23 protein-coding genes are annotated in these 16,652 nt (G+C 33.4%); all 23 read right to left on the bottom strand.

Annotated elements, in window-relative coordinates; genetic code table 11:
* Positions 1 to 208: 208 nt before the first annotated feature.
* The 23 genes from RND61_RS15415 to RND61_RS15305 all read right to left on the bottom strand — a co-directional run bounded on the left by RND61_RS15415 (position 209) and on the right by RND61_RS15305 (position 16,610).
* Positions 209 to 667, bottom strand: a complete 459-nt coding sequence (locus RND61_RS15415; protein ID WP_315878511.1) for a DUF4325 domain-containing protein — start codon at positions 665 to 667, stop codon at positions 209 to 211.
* Positions 668 to 729: 62 nt separating this feature from the next.
* Entirely contained in the window at positions 730 to 1,875 is a 1,146-nt protein-coding gene (locus RND61_RS15410; RefSeq protein WP_315878510.1) for an RNA ligase family protein, read from the bottom strand.
* Between the two features lie 15 nt (positions 1,876 to 1,890).
* Positions 1,891 to 2,097 carry a hypothetical protein gene (locus tag RND61_RS15405; RefSeq protein ID WP_315878509.1) on the bottom strand — a complete coding sequence of 69 codons (207 nt, stop codon included), beginning with the start codon at positions 2,095 to 2,097 and terminating at the stop codon, positions 1,891 to 1,893.
* The gene (locus tag RND61_RS15400) at positions 2,085 to 2,339 is read right to left on the bottom strand and encodes a hypothetical protein (protein ID WP_315878508.1); all 255 of its coding nucleotides are present in this window, start codon (positions 2,337 to 2,339) and stop codon (positions 2,085 to 2,087) included. The genes RND61_RS15405 and RND61_RS15400 overlap by 13 nt, the downstream gene beginning before the upstream one ends.
* Positions 2,336 to 2,710: a YopX family protein gene (locus tag RND61_RS15395; RefSeq protein ID WP_315878507.1), complete on the bottom strand. Its 375-nt coding sequence runs from the start codon at positions 2,708 to 2,710 to the stop codon at positions 2,336 to 2,338. Before RND61_RS15395 ends, RND61_RS15400 begins: the two co-directional genes overlap by 4 nt.
* Before the next feature lie 93 nt (positions 2,711 to 2,803).
* Positions 2,804 to 3,493 carry a deoxynucleoside kinase gene (locus RND61_RS15390; RefSeq protein WP_315878506.1) on the bottom strand — a complete coding sequence of 230 codons (690 nt, stop codon included), beginning with the start codon at positions 3,491 to 3,493 and terminating at the stop codon, positions 2,804 to 2,806.
* Positions 3,494 to 3,503: 10 nt separating this feature from the next.
* The gene (locus RND61_RS15385; RefSeq protein ID WP_315878505.1) at positions 3,504 to 4,025 is read right to left on the bottom strand and encodes a nucleotide modification associated domain-containing protein; all 522 of its coding nucleotides are present in this window, start codon (positions 4,023 to 4,025) and stop codon (positions 3,504 to 3,506) included.
* Positions 4,018 to 4,278 (bottom strand): hypothetical protein, encoded by a 261-nt coding sequence (locus tag RND61_RS15380; RefSeq protein ID WP_315878504.1) that lies wholly within the window; start codon positions 4,276 to 4,278, stop codon positions 4,018 to 4,020. The genes RND61_RS15385 and RND61_RS15380 overlap by 8 nt, the downstream gene beginning before the upstream one ends.
* A 54-nt stretch (positions 4,279 to 4,332) precedes the next feature.
* Positions 4,333 to 5,025 (bottom strand): hypothetical protein, encoded by a 693-nt coding sequence (locus RND61_RS15375; protein ID WP_315878503.1) that lies wholly within the window; start codon positions 5,023 to 5,025, stop codon positions 4,333 to 4,335.
* Between the two features lie 276 nt (positions 5,026 to 5,301).
* Positions 5,302 to 5,652: a hypothetical protein gene (locus tag RND61_RS15370; protein ID WP_315878502.1), complete on the bottom strand. Its 351-nt coding sequence runs from the start codon at positions 5,650 to 5,652 to the stop codon at positions 5,302 to 5,304.
* A 5-nt stretch (positions 5,653 to 5,657) separates the two neighbouring features.
* On the bottom strand, positions 5,658 to 6,476 hold the full coding sequence (locus tag RND61_RS15365) for a hypothetical protein (RefSeq protein ID WP_315878501.1): 819 nt from the start codon (positions 6,474 to 6,476) through the stop codon (positions 5,658 to 5,660).
* Positions 6,457 to 7,014 carry a hypothetical protein gene (locus RND61_RS15360; RefSeq protein ID WP_315878500.1) on the bottom strand — a complete coding sequence of 186 codons (558 nt, stop codon included), beginning with the start codon at positions 7,012 to 7,014 and terminating at the stop codon, positions 6,457 to 6,459. Before RND61_RS15360 ends, RND61_RS15365 begins: the two co-directional genes overlap by 20 nt.
* Entirely contained in the window at positions 6,998 to 7,747 is a 750-nt protein-coding gene (locus tag RND61_RS15355) for a sce7726 family protein (protein ID WP_315878499.1), read from the bottom strand. Before RND61_RS15355 ends, RND61_RS15360 begins: the two co-directional genes overlap by 17 nt.
* Complete coding sequence (locus RND61_RS15350; protein ID WP_315878498.1) at positions 7,744 to 8,295, bottom strand: hypothetical protein; 552 nt, start codon at positions 8,293 to 8,295, stop codon at positions 7,744 to 7,746. Before RND61_RS15350 ends, RND61_RS15355 begins: the two co-directional genes overlap by 4 nt.
* Positions 8,296 to 8,714: 419 nt before the next feature.
* Positions 8,715 to 9,983 (bottom strand): metallophosphoesterase, encoded by a 1,269-nt coding sequence (locus RND61_RS15345; RefSeq protein WP_315878497.1) that lies wholly within the window; start codon positions 9,981 to 9,983, stop codon positions 8,715 to 8,717.
* Positions 9,984 to 10,239: 256 nt separating this feature from the next.
* A complete protein-coding gene (locus RND61_RS15340) occupies positions 10,240 to 11,139 on the bottom strand; it encodes a hypothetical protein (RefSeq protein ID WP_315878496.1) in 900 nt (299 codons plus the stop codon).
* A 79-nt stretch (positions 11,140 to 11,218) separates the two neighbouring features.
* A complete protein-coding gene (locus RND61_RS15335; RefSeq protein WP_315878495.1) occupies positions 11,219 to 11,893 on the bottom strand; it encodes an Ig-like domain-containing protein in 675 nt (224 codons plus the stop codon).
* Positions 11,894 to 11,908: 15 nt separating this feature from the next.
* Complete coding sequence (locus tag RND61_RS15330; protein WP_315878494.1) at positions 11,909 to 12,376, bottom strand: phage holin; 468 nt, start codon at positions 12,374 to 12,376, stop codon at positions 11,909 to 11,911.
* Between the two features lie 71 nt (positions 12,377 to 12,447).
* Entirely contained in the window at positions 12,448 to 13,101 is a 654-nt protein-coding gene (locus tag RND61_RS15325) for a hypothetical protein (RefSeq protein WP_315878493.1), read from the bottom strand.
* Positions 13,082 to 13,543 carry a hypothetical protein gene (locus RND61_RS15320; protein WP_315878492.1) on the bottom strand — a complete coding sequence of 154 codons (462 nt, stop codon included), beginning with the start codon at positions 13,541 to 13,543 and terminating at the stop codon, positions 13,082 to 13,084. The genes RND61_RS15325 and RND61_RS15320 overlap by 20 nt, the downstream gene beginning before the upstream one ends.
* A gap of 3 nt (positions 13,544 to 13,546) precedes the next feature.
* A complete protein-coding gene (locus RND61_RS15315; RefSeq protein ID WP_315878491.1) occupies positions 13,547 to 14,764 on the bottom strand; it encodes an ATPase domain-containing protein in 1,218 nt (405 codons plus the stop codon).
* A gap of 60 nt (positions 14,765 to 14,824) precedes the next feature.
* Complete coding sequence (locus RND61_RS15310) at positions 14,825 to 16,039, bottom strand: hypothetical protein (RefSeq protein ID WP_315878490.1); 1,215 nt, start codon at positions 16,037 to 16,039, stop codon at positions 14,825 to 14,827.
* Positions 16,040 to 16,142: 103 nt separating this feature from the next.
* The gene (locus RND61_RS15305) at positions 16,143 to 16,610 is read right to left on the bottom strand and encodes a hypothetical protein (protein ID WP_315878489.1); all 468 of its coding nucleotides are present in this window, start codon (positions 16,608 to 16,610) and stop codon (positions 16,143 to 16,145) included.
* Positions 16,611 to 16,652 lie beyond the last annotated feature (42 nt).

Raw genomic sequence — 16,652 nt, 5'->3', positions numbered from 1 at the left:
GTAATTTTGAACATAACATCATATCCTACTGAAAAGACGACTTCTAATAGAAAGTCCCACAAGGAATTATATCCCACATAATGATATGTATCATCTACTTTACTTGGCGTGTAAGGCTGCCTATTCTTAAATGGGTCTTTATAGGTATATCTAGTAAAATGGGAACTCTTCAAATCATTAGCTTTAACAAAATTTCTTTTATACTTATTCATACAGAATATACCAGGTCTTCCATGATATCATTAACAAGTTTCTTATCTGGGTGATAAATCGTAAATTTATTCCGAAAACCATCTACACCTACCTTATCAACTAATTTTGAGAAGATTCCTGATACAAAGGATGATGTCACGATTGTAACATCTTTATCTAAAATAAACTTGATTGAGTCTCCATCCTTATAGCCATCATTTCTAAGATAGGGCTCAATTTGTAACTGATAGGAAAAATCACCATAATCAAACCCAGAAAGTCCTGTATTATGAAAGCTTAGATGAATTATATGGTCATATTTTTTGTCATCACTCATAGGATAAACGAGCGCTTCATAAAATCGTGTAGGGTCTACATTAATTGACTTTATAATGTTCTCTCTAACCTTATTTGGCAATTGCTCGAACTTCTTAGGTAGTTGTTCAATTGCTTTGTATGCTACTTCTTCTTTCATTATGGTATTCCTCTTTCTTAATATGCTTATATCATATCACATACAAAATAAAAAAGCAACCCTTAAGATTGGATTGCTTCACGAACAGTTGTGCTCATCTGCTTATTCAATGTTTTAAAGGTCGCTTCATGAATATCGTCAAAAGTATACTTTTTCATGATTTCTGATTCTGATTCATCTCGAATGTATTCCTTATAGACATCCTCAGCTAACTCCTTCACTAGGGCACCGAAGTTTTTAAATTCTAGGGTGATGCCGCCATGAGAAACCAGATTCATGACACGATTTACTGTGATGTATCGTTCAATGTCTGATACAAGTTCTGGGTTATTAACCTCATACTGAGACTTTTTAGGGGCTTTTACTTTCTTAACCTCTAAATATTTATCAGTTTTGTACTTGACTCCCAAATACGATTGCTTATTTTCGTAGTATACATGACGTTTGGCAGGTTTAAAAACAAAACCTTCATTAATTCCACCATAGAAAGATTCTTCATAGGGCTCATTTTCTAACCATTTAGATAATGTCTGTAGACCACTATCAATTAGATGAGGAAGCAACTCTTGTGGTACTACCATAAGTAAATCATGCAGATTCAAATGCAGATATTCATTAGCACCTTGATTGACCAAAATATCATACAAAACTACAGAGCGTTCATGGTTTTCACTGATGTTATAATTCTGCTTCTGAATCTTAAATCCATATAATTCTCCGTAGATATGCACAACATCGTTATCAAAACCAAGTTGCTTAAGTTTATCAATCATCTCATTAACGACTTCATCTGTTAAAATCTTAGGCAAATCTAAGTATAGTTTCTCTGAATCATTTTCATCTAAAAATCTATTCCTACCAGCAAAAATATACTTACCTGTATTAGTATCAATATTAACAGAGATGTTAGTTCCATCAACTTTTTCAGTAGCATAGAACAGAGTACTGCCTAAGGGAGTTCCCTCTTGAAGGAAGTTTCTAAGATATCGGTCTTTAGGTACTTTATAATGATTTGTTAGGGAAGGATATTTCTTAAATAGTCGCTTACCTAGCTTATCGTGCTTAATTTTATTAGCTAAATTATTGTTTTCTCTAGCTTCGTGGAAAGATTTGGCAAGTTCTTTTACCTTATTCTTATATTCCTCCGAAGTTGTATCTGGATTAATAATTGATAGAAACTTTTTATACTGCTTTGGTGTCAAATTCATGCTGTTACCTTTCTTTTACCTTAAATAGTATCCTACTGACTTAATTTTTTCCCATTCATCGTCAGAAAAAACTGTTGTTACTCTTGACAAACTTCCATAACAATTAACTGTTATATCTACCTTAACAAAGCCGTGGTCAAAATCTTTAGTCCAGTCTTCTGTTAAGATACGTTCTGAATGAATTTTTTTAATATAATGCTCTAATAAATTCATGGTATCCACCTAACCCTATCTGATTTTACATTTTCTACTAACCAATAAACTAATACATCAAGATTATCGATTGTATGTATACCTGTTTTTAAACGATTAAATCTCTTTTTGGAATATAAGACAACTCTATCACTATCAATTAATCTTCTATCAGCTAGAGTGGCTAAATACTCATTATCTGAGTTTTTATAGGACTCTTTCAACTCATCAACTAAATGGCGTGCTTCTGAAACTTCAATAAATTGTGTCATAGATAATCCTTTACTAAATTGTCAGGAATTTGATGAATATTACCAACAACTTCTGCATATAGGTGGTCATCGTCAAGGATATCATCCCACTCAACAGCTTCAGAATTTTTTAGATAAAACCTTCCTTGCCCATAAGAAATCTCTAAATAATTATAGTAGGGTCTTTCTGAATCAGAGCCATCAAGGACAGCCAAAATATCTCCTTTATACATCTTTTTGCCTTTTTTATCAAACAAACCTACACCTAATTCTATGGTGTAGTATTCACTATCTGAGTTAAAAGGTTCAAGTAGATTGTGCACGTAACTATAGTTCTCAGGCAAGTATTGATTCGTTGTTTTACTCCATATTCTAAAATCAAAGTCCTTCATAATGTATCCTCACTTATTTTTTAGTGATTATCAAAATCACCTTAAAGGTATCATAACACATATATCAAATAATGTCAAATAAAAAAAGTAGCCTTATAGACTACTAATTCTAGATTTAGCTTTATTCGATTCGTCCTCTGATAATTGACCAATACTTTGCAATTTATCAATTATCTCAGTAATAACTTTATTTCTTGATTCTTTATCATTTACGAAGTCGTCTTTATTACCATCAATAACATAAACAGGGGATAAGTCATATGTTGATATCCAAGCTTTATAATCATCTAACAATCCTTGCCAATATTCTTTTAGGCTATCATCTTGTTCGAATCCTCTACCACGATTATAGATTCTATCAAGTTCAGTATCAATGTCTAAATCAATAGAAATCATTAAATCTGGCTTCTTTTTATATGGAAGACCATCAATCTCCTCCATAATATTATTAAAAAGGTCTTCATATACTAACACTTCTTGCTCAGTAACTTTGCCATCTTTATAAAGTCTATGCAAAAATATGTCATCAGTATAAATTGAGCTATCTATAATAGCGTTTTTAGTCTCATATGCCTTTTTAATCTGAGAAAACCGTTTGTTAAGGAAGAATATTTGCTGAAGGAAACCATACTTTGACTGGTCTTTGTAATAAAGCTTCAGTATTGGATTATCTTTTTCACTTACTGGCTCATAATAAACTGGAGTTTCGAGTACTTTTCCTAAATATGATGCTATTGATGTCTTGCCTGAACCTACGGGTGCTGAAATTGTTATCACTGTCATTTTCCTACTTTCATGCCTTCATACTGTAATCAACGTAATTAGCTGTTAACGTTAAATATCCCAATAAGTCTGTATACGTATCAACAATAGACTCGTCTTCTACAAGACCTGAAGCAGTTCCTAACAGAGATTTAATTCGTGATAATTTATCAGAGATACGAATTCCGATGCCAGCTACTCCCCACTCATTAACATTTTTGTCAAATGAATTGCCATAATCAATGTTCTTTTTTGTCAAAATTTCTGGTAGTTCTTTAGGAATGTCTGACAGTGTTGTATCGTGCATAACTAAAATAATGGATTGAATGATTGATTTAGTTTCTGTTGAGATATTATCCCTATTAAACCCAACTTGACCCTTAATTCCATATAGGTAAGCATCACCTAATTGAATGACTTTTGTATATTTTTCTAAGGAAGGCTTTTCTTTCACATCAGAAGATGGGTTAGAGACTGAGCCCAAAATGTCAGATACATGTGCATAAAAATCCTGTACTTCTTGATTATAGTCTTTAATGTTAAAATTATCCATGAACATAAACCTCATATACAAAATCAAATGATTCTGCATCTTTTAGTAAAAACTTAGCAATGTGTTGTAGTCTTTTATTTTTTAATGTGGCAGTTGCATACAGATACTTAATCTGCTTGTTGTCTTTAATTTCCAACCTTGACTCATCATTATAACGAATAATCAGAATTTTATGTGGATTATCTGATTCAGATTCTTTCTTAACTTGATATTTAAAATCTTCTATCAGATTATTTTTGGATGTTTTTTCCATTGTTTTCTTGTGATTCTCCTTAATTATTATATATTAATCATACACTAATTATGATTAAAAGTCAATACCTGCTTCTTTCATTACTCGCTTTAATCTCCTACCTTCAGCACCTAATTCCATATTATCATAGAACTCTTGTTCTGCTTGACCCATCTTTTCCAAGACCTCTTCATGCTTTTCTTCAGGTATATATTGCATTAAAACTTCTGTATAAGCAGCCTCTAACGCTTGCTGTTGAAGCCTAATCATTTTAACACCATCAATTGTGATTCCACCAGATACATTACCTGTTAACTTTGTTTTAGCCTCGATAACCTTAAGTAACAACTGTGGGTCTAATTCTGTCATGGAATCAAGTGTCTGAACTCCAATTGATTCCATCTTATCTAGAACTTCTAGGTCTGATAGTATACGATTAGATTTTGGGTAATCAACATTATTATTAGTGTCTGTTGAAATTAACGAGCCTTCTTTGTCAGAATCTTCATATGCAGCTAACTCTAGAACATTACCTGTTCTCTTTCTTTTATCTAATAACTCACCTAAAGGAACATTTGTTGCAATTGATTCTTCCCTTTTAGACTTATAATTATCTACGGAGCTTCTTGATATGTTTATCCCTTGAGAGTTTATAAATTTTGTAATGAACTCTAATGTTTTACCATCATCTAAGAAGGTATTAACCTTTGAGCTAATAAGTTTGTTTTCATAAAGCTCTTGAAGGATTGTTTTACCTTTGTTAGCCAATTATATTTACCACCATTTCTAAACTAGGTAGATATTTTTCCACTTAGCCATTTTCATTGTTATATCAACATTCTTGCAAATGTAATATAATAAAACTGTGCACATCTTGAAACTGAAAAAGGAGGTCTAATTCCTTTAACACCAAGGGTTATACACATAATGGTCACTATCATCAGAATAAACAAACTACCTCTATAACACTATTTTATCATAAAAATCGTAGAAAATATAACAAACAGTTAGTATATATAAAATAAAAAAGACCTTTTGGTCTTATTACTTTCCAATATACATGATATAACTTTCTGGTGTTGCATTAGCATTTCTTTCTACATACTTGAACTGAGAAGTTGTATTGATTAACTCATCTGGAACGAATCCCTTTCTAGCAATAGGTAGATGCCAGTTATTATTACCATCTAGAACATTATCAGAAATACTAATTCCTGTCTGGGAAATCAGATTTGATACTTCTGACCTCTTATTGTAAAGCTCTTTCTGATAGATACCGAAAACAGGTACTTTTACATAACTGTCTTGACCATCACGCAAGTCCAACAGTGCTTGATTTAAGATTGCATTTAGTTCTTCACTAGCAATATCTCTAAAGTTTTTAATCTCTTCCATAGTTGTCAATTAAAGTTAATGATTAACTTATTCCTTTCTGACTTATCTGTTATAACCATAGAATACCCTCTCGGAGTATCATCTATAGGCTTTAGTATACCTACCATATTTTTAAGTGAGAATTTATAGAGACCAATTTCTGACTTTATAATTAGGTCATCCTCCAAAACAGATATATTTGAATACAACCTATCCTCTGGTAGAAAATCAAATGTTGCTTTAGGTGTTTCCATAATAACTTGATATGGAAACAGACCTAAATTATAAGAAAGCAATAAAGGCAGTATGTCTTTCAATGCCTTGGTACGTAATTCTGTGTTGCTAAATGCACCAAATCCATTTAATAATTTGCTATCTTCTACAAATATAATTTCTAGTGAATGGGTTATATCTTCAAGGTCTCCTATAGAGCTAGAAGATACCTTTAGCTTTTTCATTCTTATGCCTTGTACAAGCTTATCAGTATACTCATAAGAGGGCTCATTAAATTCAATTACTACTGGTTGTAATGTCTTTTCTTTTAGAACAGGCTTGTTTAATAAATTTCTGACACTCATATCAGGTAGTTCTTCACCTGCATGTACTTTATCTAACATTGATATTACTAAGTCTCTTATCGATGTCTGCAACTGAGAAACTGGAACTATTGACAGCTTTGCTAAAAACTGACTTTGATGACCTACGATAGGAACAATAAAAAATTCATTCGTTGGCATTATTGGTAAAATGCTATCACCATTATCAAAGGTATACCTAATACCTGCAACTTTATTATTCTTAAATAGGTCTTGTACTTCTGTTTCATTATACTTCTTTGTCGCCATACTTATCTCTTTCTGAACGCTTACGTCTTGCTATAGATTGATTCTTCTTTATATCTTTTTTATAGGGATTATAGGGTAATATTACTTTTTTACCGATTTCATAAGATTTGACCTTTGTTGGCTTTTTATAAACATAGTATAAGTCATATTTACCTTTAGCAGACTTTGGCTGAATTCTGATTGATAATCTACCAGCACCTTTACCTAAAAAATCGACATAGTAAACATCTGATTGCGATATAATTCCGTTATGGCTTGACTTGTGACGTACTCTTATAGCCTTCTTATCAATTCCTTCATAATTAGAAATCATACTCTTCGCATAATCTACTTTAAGATTAATTATCTCATCATCAACGTCTTTATATGACTTAACAAACTCTAACACATATTCTCTAGCAACCGTATTCTTCTTCGACTCTATGAACTCTGAGCCATCACTCAACACCTTCTTATTAAGAGTTGAGAAATTCATGGTAGATAAATTTGGCTTTGGTAATATGTTATTAAGACCTGTTGACTTATTGTTTTTTGCCATCTAAAACCTCATTCAAACTAATATCATCTCTGAACATATAGTACTTAAGCGCTTTTTCTGGGTCTTTAATATGTTCATAGAACATCATAGTTGCAATTTCATGAGCCTGATATTTTCCGATTCTAGTTATTATCTGATTTATAAGTGACTTTTTTGGCATTCTATTTGTAAAAACAGGAGGTACAGACATAGCAAACCTATTAAATGACTCTCCTAACTTACGTTTCATATCTATAATAGTTAGCTTCGTTGGACTAGATACAACATCAGCCAATGCCCTAACTTCACTTTTCCATAAAACGTCCAATATTGCTTCCGGTTTATATTCATCAGCAGGATAAGAATCTTTTACAATTCCTAACGCCTGCTCCCCTTCATAGGTAGAGTAAGCTACAATTCCTACTGATGTATGCTTATAACGCTCTAATACCCTCTCTACGGCTTCTAACTTATTGTCATGACACAATACATACACTTGGTCACAGACGACCTTATATGCGCTTAACTGGCGATTTAGCCTTGTAGTTGAATCATGGTCTGTTTTTATTTCTACTCCTATAATACCATAATTTTCAGAAAAAATAAGAGCATCGGCAATGACACTATGTGAAGCAATAGCTTTTTCAAAAACAACAGATGAACGACCGAGATTACCAAATATATGGGGCTTTGTCAGTAAGAGGGTTTTAACCGCTCGTTCATATAGCTGTGCTTCATCATCAATCTTTTTCATTTACCTACAACCTCAAATGGATTATCATCTGGATTTATCTTTATATTGCCATCATTAAGATGAGGAAGAACAGTTCCTGGAAACTTTTCTTTGGCTAATTTAGGTGAATCATCAATCCAGGTAATTACTTTTTCATCGTCTAGTAGGATAAAGACACCTGTTGGTTTAGATGGTTCAAATTTTCTTTCTAGTGGATTAAACTTTCTAGGTGTTTTTTCGTAGAATCCCTCTCCACTATATCCTGTAATTGTACTGACACCAACAACTATTGGTGAATAGAATATATAAGGATTCTCTTTAAATACTTTAGGCTTTTTATCAACTAGCTGTTGAATAGCATCAGCTATTGCACTACCGCCAATTCGTTTGGGAGAAACTTCAGAGTATGCTCGCTTGATTATCTTGCCTGCATCATAATCTGGTTTAGATATATCGTAGGCAAAAATCCAACTTTGACCCGCATTAGTATACTGTCTTATAATATACTGTGGTCTTTCCCTAAAGGTTACATAACCATCCCGATACATATAAAATTCTTGTAATTCCATAATTCCCTTTCTAGTAAAATAAGACTAGAACAATTAGCCCTAGTCTCGAAATTACTTCTTCATCTTTTTAATCTTTCGTTTATAAGACCAATACATTAATGGTGTAAATAGATACTTCGCAATTAATATAGCAGTATTGTTACGTATAATTAGTAGCAATAAGGTCACAAGAGACATTACCATAACATCAATATATTTCTCATAAGTAAACATTACAATCGATGGTATTAACATTATAAACATTTTCAACGCTATAATAACCCAATAGTACGTTGCATAATTTTTATCTAAGAGCTCATTTTTATATCTAGCAATCCTAAGTTGCTTCTTATAAGAGTAAGCTGCTGTTAAGAAATCATAGAGAGACACTATTAAAGCTAATGTAAATACAAATGTTTTTAACAGCATAACTTTCCTTTCTAAAGCATAACTGGAATATTTTTAACGGTATCACTACCATTTTCAAATACTAGAATTAGTTGACTTGCCTGTGTATCTGGCAAATTCAATTGACGACTATAAGAATTAAACCCCTGAAGGCTACCTACCATATAACTTGTTCTATACTTGTTCTCTTGTACTGACATACTATAGTGGTAATGACCAAAAACAACATAGTCAATAGGGTGGTCTTTTAATAGTAACGGGATTTTAGGCTTAGAAGTTGATGGTAGTGTATCTCCATGAATCAGCAATAATGTTTTACCAAATATAGAGAACTCTAACGTGTAAACATTATTTCTGTTATCTAATATCTTAACATTGTCTTGGAATGCATTTGCATCTTGTAACAGTAGTAGAGAGTCAATAATGTTGTAGGCTAAGTTATCATTATACACAGCAGACTTCTTATCTGAACTGAATCTATCATGATTTCCGCCAACAATCCCTACTTCAAGAGATTTCACGTAGGGTTGAATGCTGTTAATAACTTCAATCATAAGTCTAGTTGCCTTTGATACTTGTGTTGTGGCATCAAATTCAGCATCATAAGCTTGGTTGACTGTTCTCATGTCGATTCCTTCTACCAAATCTCCACCATGAAGAAGAATCACTCTTTCAGGCTTTTCATATTCAATTTGTTTTAAGGTCTCATCGATAAACTTACTGATTCTATCCTTGGCAATTTCGAAATTATAAGAATTTCCTTCCATCTCAGAAGCTTTTACTGTAGCACCAATATGCCAGTCTGATAAAACAACAACCATAGTTTTATCTTCTCTTAATTGCTTCTTTTTGCTAGGCTTTACTTGAGTGAATGTTGACTTAGAAATGGCATCCAATATGCCATCAGATACTGCTTGAGTAGCAATCTGAGCACCACTAATTTCTTTCTTGAACTTTCTAAGTTGAGACATTTGAATGGACTGACGTTGTTTATCAGTTTGCCATGTTGACAACACATTATCAAAGGATAACTCGCCATCAGTAGGGGCATATCCAGTCTCTTTAACAGTATCTTTCAAGGTCAATTCATTATCAAGCGCTCTATTATATATGTTAATCAGTTCTGGGTCATCTTTAATTTGTTCTACTATTGTATAGTCGAAGTCATCTTTAGACATGGGTTCATATCCTAATGATTTAATGACTTTATTAAAGCTACTACGCTTATATGCGCCTTCTTGCTGATAGATATTTGCTAATACTATCATAAAAGTTGACATTGGTTCTGGTCTATTACTCAATTTTTATTATCCTCTTCTTTATCATCTTCTGGTATATTACCAACTAACAACACGTCTTCTCTAGCAATTGAATATATCAAATCATTTCTTAGGGAATGTGTGATGGCTGAAATTAACATTATTAGCATAAACCACATAAAAGAATTAGTGATGTAATATGCATAAACGCCATATGCAAATAATGAACTGGAAATTACATCCAGAAGAGTTATTTTGACTGTAAAAATAACATTATTCCTATAATACAATTTGATACCTACTTTTTATAATTTACGATTAGATTTATTAAGGTCTCATAGTCAAATGTAGTAAAGTGAACAAATACAGTAGAAACTTTACTTTTCCCTTTTGCATTTTCATCAAATAGCTTAGCAACGTCTACTGCATCTATTGAACCATCTGTTCTTATTGAAACTCTACTGTTATTATTATCCAATACAACTAGTATAGCACAATTTACTCCAAGTGTCAACAGTTTATGTGCCTTTTCATTAATAAAACTATTATCTGTTACTAGAAGAATAGACATCTTTATGCCCATAAAATCAAATATTCTTGAGTGTGTCTTATAAACAGTATCAATAGCCTCTTTCATTTGCATATACAGTGATGCAGAATTTTCTATGATTAGGGCATATTTATTACCATTATTATCTGTATAACCATTATTAATAAAATTGATATATTTATCAAATAAGAATTCTTTGTGGAACTGATACATGGCATATGCCATTAAGGGCTTTAAATCAGAGATATTATATACTAGATATCTCTTAACAGCATCAATTATGTCAAATGATGCAGATGAAATATTAACAGATATTCCTAAAGGCATTGATGATAGTATTGAGTCTATTATGGATGAACCATCTGATGTTGTTTTTACAACTTTAATATCAGAATATTCACTCATATAATCAGATGCTACGATACTATTTTTATGGGCTGAGACATTACTACGAATTCCCTCAATATCCCTATCTGAGTAATTCATAAAGATATACAAATCATCATTAGGAGTACTTGATACTAAGTTTCTAACGTTAAAATTATGAATCCACTCAAACTTTTCTTGGGTATTGGTCTCCATTCCTTTAATAATAATAGCCATATAGACCTCTGTAAATGATGTTCCTTTAGTTATTAACTTAATCATTTTAATACCTCGTACTAATATCATATCACATTTTATAAAATAATGCAACAAAAAAAGACCTTGATTAGGTCTTTTATAATTAAGCTTCTGTAACAGTAATTGTTGCAACAGCTACCCTACTTCCGTCTTCTGTTGTAGCAGAGACATCAGAAGTACCTGCTTTAACACCTGTATACTTACCATTTGAATCAACAGTAACAACAGACTTATCTGATGAATCCCAAACTATATTTTTGTTTGTCGCATTATCAGGTGTAATAGTTGCAATAGCTGTAACTGAATCTCCGACCTTAATAGTGTTAGCTGTTTTGTCAAGAGATATACCTGATACTGAAATGCCTTCCGGTTCCGAAGAGCCTGAGAATTCTCCTGTATAATCAATAACTAAGCTATGAGCAGGGAAATAGTCCATCATCTCATTAACTGACTTAATGAATCCTAATAGCAATGCTTTATTAACATCCTGACCTGCACCAATTTCTTCAGCTACGGCAACAGGAATAACAGGCATTGTTGGGTCTGATACTGTCAAACGAATAATATCGTTACCTATATGTTGAATTATTGGAGATGCTGCTCTAGAGCCATCTTCCTTAACTTCATAAATAGCACCATCAACCACAGCATATGACTTTGATGGTTCTGCTACTTGATTACCAACACCGTTTTGATGAACAATTGCTTTCAATGATGTAGGTAGTTCTGATAGTGCTGCACTATCATAAATTACATCTAATAATTTCTTTTCTGTCATTTCTTTATATACCTATTACTTAATTTTGTCTTCAACTTGTTTTACAACATCTGCCTTTTTACGAGCGATTGCTGTAATGTCATTATTTCTCCATAGGCTCCATATAGATGTTCCAATAAGGAATAGGATTGAGCCTATCGTGTAAATACTGTCATCAGTTATGTTCAATGGTGTTTTACCAAACATAACAATAATAGCATTTACAAGTGCTACAACTGATGCAATAACTGCAATAACTGTTTTCTGAGAAATTTTAGCAGGAACATCTGGGATAACAACTGTTTCTTTGTTATCATCGTCAGTAGAGCTTGCTTCTTTTTCAGCCTCTTGAACGTTATCTACAACGTCTTTAGCTTTATCTATTACGTCTGATACTGAGTTTAAGTCAACAGCCTTAGAAGCTAATTCAGGGGCTTGTAAGGGTGCCTCTGATGAAACTACTTCTTGCGCTGAATCTGTTTGTGTGTTTTCTACGTCTGCCATGTTTTAAAATACCCTCATGTTTTTCTTAACTTCATAGTTAATATAACATAAGGGTATGACTTTATTTTTTCTTAATGTTTTGTTAAGTTTGTTTTTGCAAACTCTTTAAAATCATTTCTTAGTTCTTTAATCTCGTTAGAAATAGCATTCCTAGAAAATTTAGTTGATTTAGTTAGTTCGCCTACGATACGTGATATTTGCTCTCCTTGAGACAGTCTTTTTAAAACTTCCTCTCTTAAAGGGCTCTTATCATATCCCTGACTAGAAACAATGAACTCTGATACTAAATGAACGATTAAGTCCTGTTCTTCTAGTATAATATCATTCGAGTCTTCTTGTTGTAAATCAGATATAAAATTAACATTATCATCTCCAATTAGAGACTGTTTAATAGTTCTATTGACTTCCTTCTTTGCAAAAGAGTAATGAACCCTAAAAGGTAAAAGCTTAGCTATATATCCAGTAAAATCGATTGTTCCGCCAATATCATACTCAGCTACAAGACGAACAAACTGCTCATCGATATATGATTTAAGGATACCAGAATCTACTTGAACACCATTAACAACCCTATTGGAATAAAATACACGTTTCCTTAAAGGCTCAAACTTAGCATATTGTCTATCAACATCTCGTTCAAGAACAATACTATCATCATCCATTATAGGAGTCCACCTACTACCAACATTTGATGATTCTATTTCTTTAATGAGTTCTTTTTTCATAGTCTTGCATTACCTTATTAAATGAATCTTCATAGTCTGAGTCCATAATAGACACAAGACCAGCTACCCAATCCGTATAGCTAATTGTGATTGGTATTTCTACTGGATTCTCACCTTCCATGACATATGCTGGTGATAGATAATGACCTTTTGCAAATCGACCACCAACATAATCTATCACAACTACTGTTGTATCAGAATCCCCATCGAACTGGACTACTAATGATTCTTGACTAGCCAACTTACTCATAAAGTATCTCATCGCTTGTTCAAAGGGGTCTCCCATTGTAACAGTACTGCCTTGCTGTTTAGTATATTTACGTTTATCTTCCATACCTTTATAAATATTAAGATTAGCTCTACGAGTAAACTCTTCTTCATTTATCTCAATTAGAGTATCAACATTTGCAGGCAGACGAGTATCTTTATCAGTTGTTTTCACTAGTTATTCCTTTTCTTCTTCTGTAGCTCCCTTAGAATCATCTGATTCTACAGATTCTGCAAGCGCATCCGTATCTTCATACAACTTTTCGATTCCTTGCAATAAAGGAGCTGTAGTAACATCAATTGTCTTATTTTTAAGAGGTGGATACTCAATAGGGAAGTATGATTTTAGAACCTTTTGAAAGATTGGTCTCATAATATCAATGTATTCTTCTGGCTCCTCAGCTAACCCGTCTAAGAACTCCCATTTAGGAAATTCAACAATTTCACCATTCTCATCAGGAATAGCATAAGATTTTCCAGCACTTCCATGAGAGACTTCTTTAATAATGTTTAGGTCAACTGCATCAAATACTGTATTCATCAAATCATTAAATCCTTGAGCACCAAATAAGAATGCTTCAGATTTAGTGAATGGTGTAGATACTTTTGACTTCTTTAGAGTAAACTTAACCTTATGAGCAAAATACTGCTTATCTCGTTCAATAGATGTCCCCTTACCTAATTGGAAGAACACTGATAGAACGTGCATAAATTCTTTACCACCAGGGTAATTATAAGTCTTAACAAACGATTGACCACCAACATCATCACGTACTTGGTTAATTGCAAACAACGCTGACGATGAAGATGTAATAAGATTACTTAGCTTCTTCATAGCAAGTGTGATAGCTTTAGCTTGCAAACCAGGCTGTTTACTTTCATAACTACCATCTAACTCTGTCTTAGCAGGTGTCTGCCCAACAGAGTCCCAGATAATCAGAGCGGGCTTATTTTGTTTCTTAAAGTAGTTAATTACATCTTCGATAGATTGAGCGACTTCTTCCACACTCATGTTTTCGGGGTGGTCTTTATCTGGTTGCTTTACAAGCACTTTAGATGTATCAACACCCATTTCCAATAAATGTTCTGGCTCAGTTGTAGCTTCCACATCCATCCATACAACAGGTAGACCAATTTGTGTAGCTACTTTTGTTATCTGAACTGCTAGGTTACTCTTACCAACACCCGCAGGACTAGCTACTGAGAATACACGACCCATTGGAAAACCACCCTTAAGTTGTGCATCTAATTGAGGTATCATTGTTGGAATTCTATCATCAACAGAAGCCCAAGTTGAATCCTTCAGCAAAGAGAATCCATTCTGAATTAACTCATCTACATTAACATCATTTATAGATACACCATCTACTGCTTTTTTAGTTTTACTTCTTGCCATTGATTATTTATATTCCTTTACTGATAAAGACAAAAAACGCCAATTGGCGATTTACATTTATCAAGAGTTTGAGTTAGCGATACGAGCCAATTCATCCATATCAATCAAATCACTTCCATCACTTACGTCAGGCTTTGGTGCTGTTGGTGTTGGATTAGGGACAGTAGCTTGATTCTGGGTTGTATTTTGTGGCATGTTACTATTTAATACACCACTTGTTGATGTATTAGGGAAACTTCCATCTTGGAATGAATCAGAGGGTTGGCTTGATAATGGACGTTGCACACCATTAAATGATGGGCTTGTTGGCTGTTGGTTTTGAGAACCATAGGCAATATTCGGTGTAGGTGCTTGTGGCATATCAGTAACTGTTCGTTGCTGATTTACGCCAAAGGGGTCAGGTGTGTTAGCATCATTTCCACTTGGAACACCACTAAAGAATGACTGTGAAGGTTGAGTAATCTGAGATGGGTCAACTGCACTAGTAGAGTTAACTGAGTTATCAACCAACTTGATGAAGTGTTCTTCAAATCCACCTTTATATGATTCCGTTGGTTCTGCAAGATAATTTAGGTCTTCTGCATTGTTACGAACCCAATCAGCAGTTAGTGCAGGCATAACTACTTGTGGGTATACATCAAATTGATACTTGTTATCCTTCAAAGAAATATGTGCTAAAGCACCATTTTGCAAGTCAACGAAACTATACTGTGAACCAGCAGGGGCATTTAACTTATTGCCAAGCTTTTCTAAAATGTCTCGAACTACAGTACTTGGCACATCCATAACTTGTACAACTGGTTGACCTGTTTCTTGATTAACCTTGTATGAAAAGTTATTATTTGCTGACAGTACTGGAATAACATTCAAGTATGCACGTGTCCGAATAGATGGAGCACCATAACTTGAATTTTGAGCTACCATTGATTCTAGAGCACCGTTTTGTTCCCACCTAGAGATAGCTTGTTCAATTTTAGAGTTCTCGTTTGGTTCAGAACTAAGAACTGGATTGTAGTAAGAAGCTTTTTTATCTGAACTTGGGTCGGATGCCTTTAAGAAGATTGTCCTAAATGGTTTTGCAAAATCAGATAAGTTTTGCATGTCGTTATTTAGGATTCCGTTTCCAGGTAGGATTCGGAAGTACAAGTCTGTGATTTTTTTGCCTTTGTTACCAAACTGCAAAATGTCTAAACCACTTTTAGGCTTACGTGACTCTGATGAAGGGGACGCTTGTTTAGCTGCGCTATTAAATGCGTCAAAAATATTATTATCCATGAGTATATCTTTCTGCCAATCGGCTACATTTTGTTATTTGCCCTTTATAGACATGCCTAGGTCTTATATAAGTATATCACACTAATCTATAAATTGCAAGGTATTAATGTATCTTGCCATCACTTTGAATTCCAGAACGCATCTGAGCACCAAGTTGAGCTAATGCATTACTTCTTTGTTCGAAAGCCTTCACAATATACTGAATTTTAGATACTTGGGTCTCCCATCTAGTTAGTTCATTAATTGCACTTTGATATTCAGGAGAAACTGTAACATAATCATTAACAGCATTAACAGTTATCTTATCAAATGTTGCTCTTGCTTGATTTGACTTTTGGGCTTTAATCAAATCAACTGTTAATGCTAATTCTTTCTTCTTTTGGATTGCCATCGATAGTATACTAGCCCAATAATCATACAATGCAGGTTGTTCCTTTAAGTCTCGAACAAATTCTGATTCAGAAATTGATAATTGCTGAGATAAGTCAACGTCAAATGGTTGACCATCAACATCAACGAAACTCATAATGGCTACTCTATCTTTGTCTAAAACTTGTTTTACGTTTTCCATAATTACCTCTCTATGTACACCGTATATAGAATACGGCTTTAC

Origin of the sequence: Streptomyces tamarix, from assembly GCF_032423885.1 — a bacterium.
Taxonomy (GTDB): Bacteria; Actinomycetota; Actinomycetes; order Streptomycetales; family Streptomycetaceae; genus Streptomyces; species Streptomyces tamarix.
The sequence above is the reverse complement of the archived record's forward strand: the minus strand, read 5'-3'. Positions and strand labels throughout refer to the sequence as shown.

Excerpts from the sequence above, each read along its gene's own strand:
- RND61_RS15415 (WP_315878511.1), bottom strand. The coding sequence starts at position 667 with ATGAAAGAAGAAGTAGCATACAAAGCAATTGAACAACTACCTAAGAAG.
- RND61_RS15410 (WP_315878510.1), bottom strand. The coding sequence starts at position 1,875 with ATGAATTTGACACCAAAGCAGTATAAAAAGTTTCTATCAATTATTAAT.
- RND61_RS15400 (WP_315878508.1), bottom strand. The coding sequence starts at position 2,339 with ATGACACAATTTATTGAAGTTTCAGAAGCACGCCATTTAGTTGATGAG.
- RND61_RS15395 (WP_315878507.1), bottom strand. The coding sequence starts at position 2,710 with ATGAAGGACTTTGATTTTAGAATATGGAGTAAAACAACGAATCAATAC.
- RND61_RS15390 (WP_315878506.1), bottom strand. The coding sequence starts at position 3,493 with ATGACAGTGATAACAATTTCAGCACCCGTAGGTTCAGGCAAGACATCA.
- RND61_RS15385 (WP_315878505.1), bottom strand. The coding sequence starts at position 4,025 with ATGGATAATTTTAACATTAAAGACTATAATCAAGAAGTACAGGATTTT.
- RND61_RS15380 (WP_315878504.1), bottom strand. The coding sequence starts at position 4,278 with ATGGAAAAAACATCCAAAAATAATCTGATAGAAGATTTTAAATATCAA.
- RND61_RS15370 (WP_315878502.1), bottom strand. The coding sequence starts at position 5,652 with ATGGAAGAGATTAAAAACTTTAGAGATATTGCTAGTGAAGAACTAAAT.
- RND61_RS15365 (WP_315878501.1), bottom strand. The coding sequence starts at position 6,476 with ATGGCGACAAAGAAGTATAATGAAACAGAAGTACAAGACCTATTTAAG.
- RND61_RS15360 (WP_315878500.1), bottom strand. The coding sequence starts at position 7,014 with ATGGCAAAAAACAATAAGTCAACAGGTCTTAATAACATATTACCAAAG.
- RND61_RS15355 (WP_315878499.1), bottom strand. The coding sequence starts at position 7,747 with ATGAAAAAGATTGATGATGAAGCACAGCTATATGAACGAGCGGTTAAA.
- RND61_RS15350 (WP_315878498.1), bottom strand. The coding sequence starts at position 8,295 with ATGGAATTACAAGAATTTTATATGTATCGGGATGGTTATGTAACCTTT.
- RND61_RS15340 (WP_315878496.1), bottom strand. The coding sequence starts at position 11,139 with ATGATTAAGTTAATAACTAAAGGAACATCATTTACAGAGGTCTATATG.
- RND61_RS15335 (WP_315878495.1), bottom strand. The coding sequence starts at position 11,893 with ATGACAGAAAAGAAATTATTAGATGTAATTTATGATAGTGCAGCACTA.
- RND61_RS15330 (WP_315878494.1), bottom strand. The coding sequence starts at position 12,376 with ATGGCAGACGTAGAAAACACACAAACAGATTCAGCGCAAGAAGTAGTT.
- RND61_RS15325 (WP_315878493.1), bottom strand. The coding sequence starts at position 13,101 with ATGAAAAAAGAACTCATTAAAGAAATAGAATCATCAAATGTTGGTAGT.
- RND61_RS15315 (WP_315878491.1), bottom strand. The coding sequence starts at position 14,764 with ATGGCAAGAAGTAAAACTAAAAAAGCAGTAGATGGTGTATCTATAAAT.
- RND61_RS15310 (WP_315878490.1), bottom strand. The coding sequence starts at position 16,039 with ATGGATAATAATATTTTTGACGCATTTAATAGCGCAGCTAAACAAGCG.
- RND61_RS15305 (WP_315878489.1), bottom strand. The coding sequence starts at position 16,610 with ATGGAAAACGTAAAACAAGTTTTAGACAAAGATAGAGTAGCCATTATG.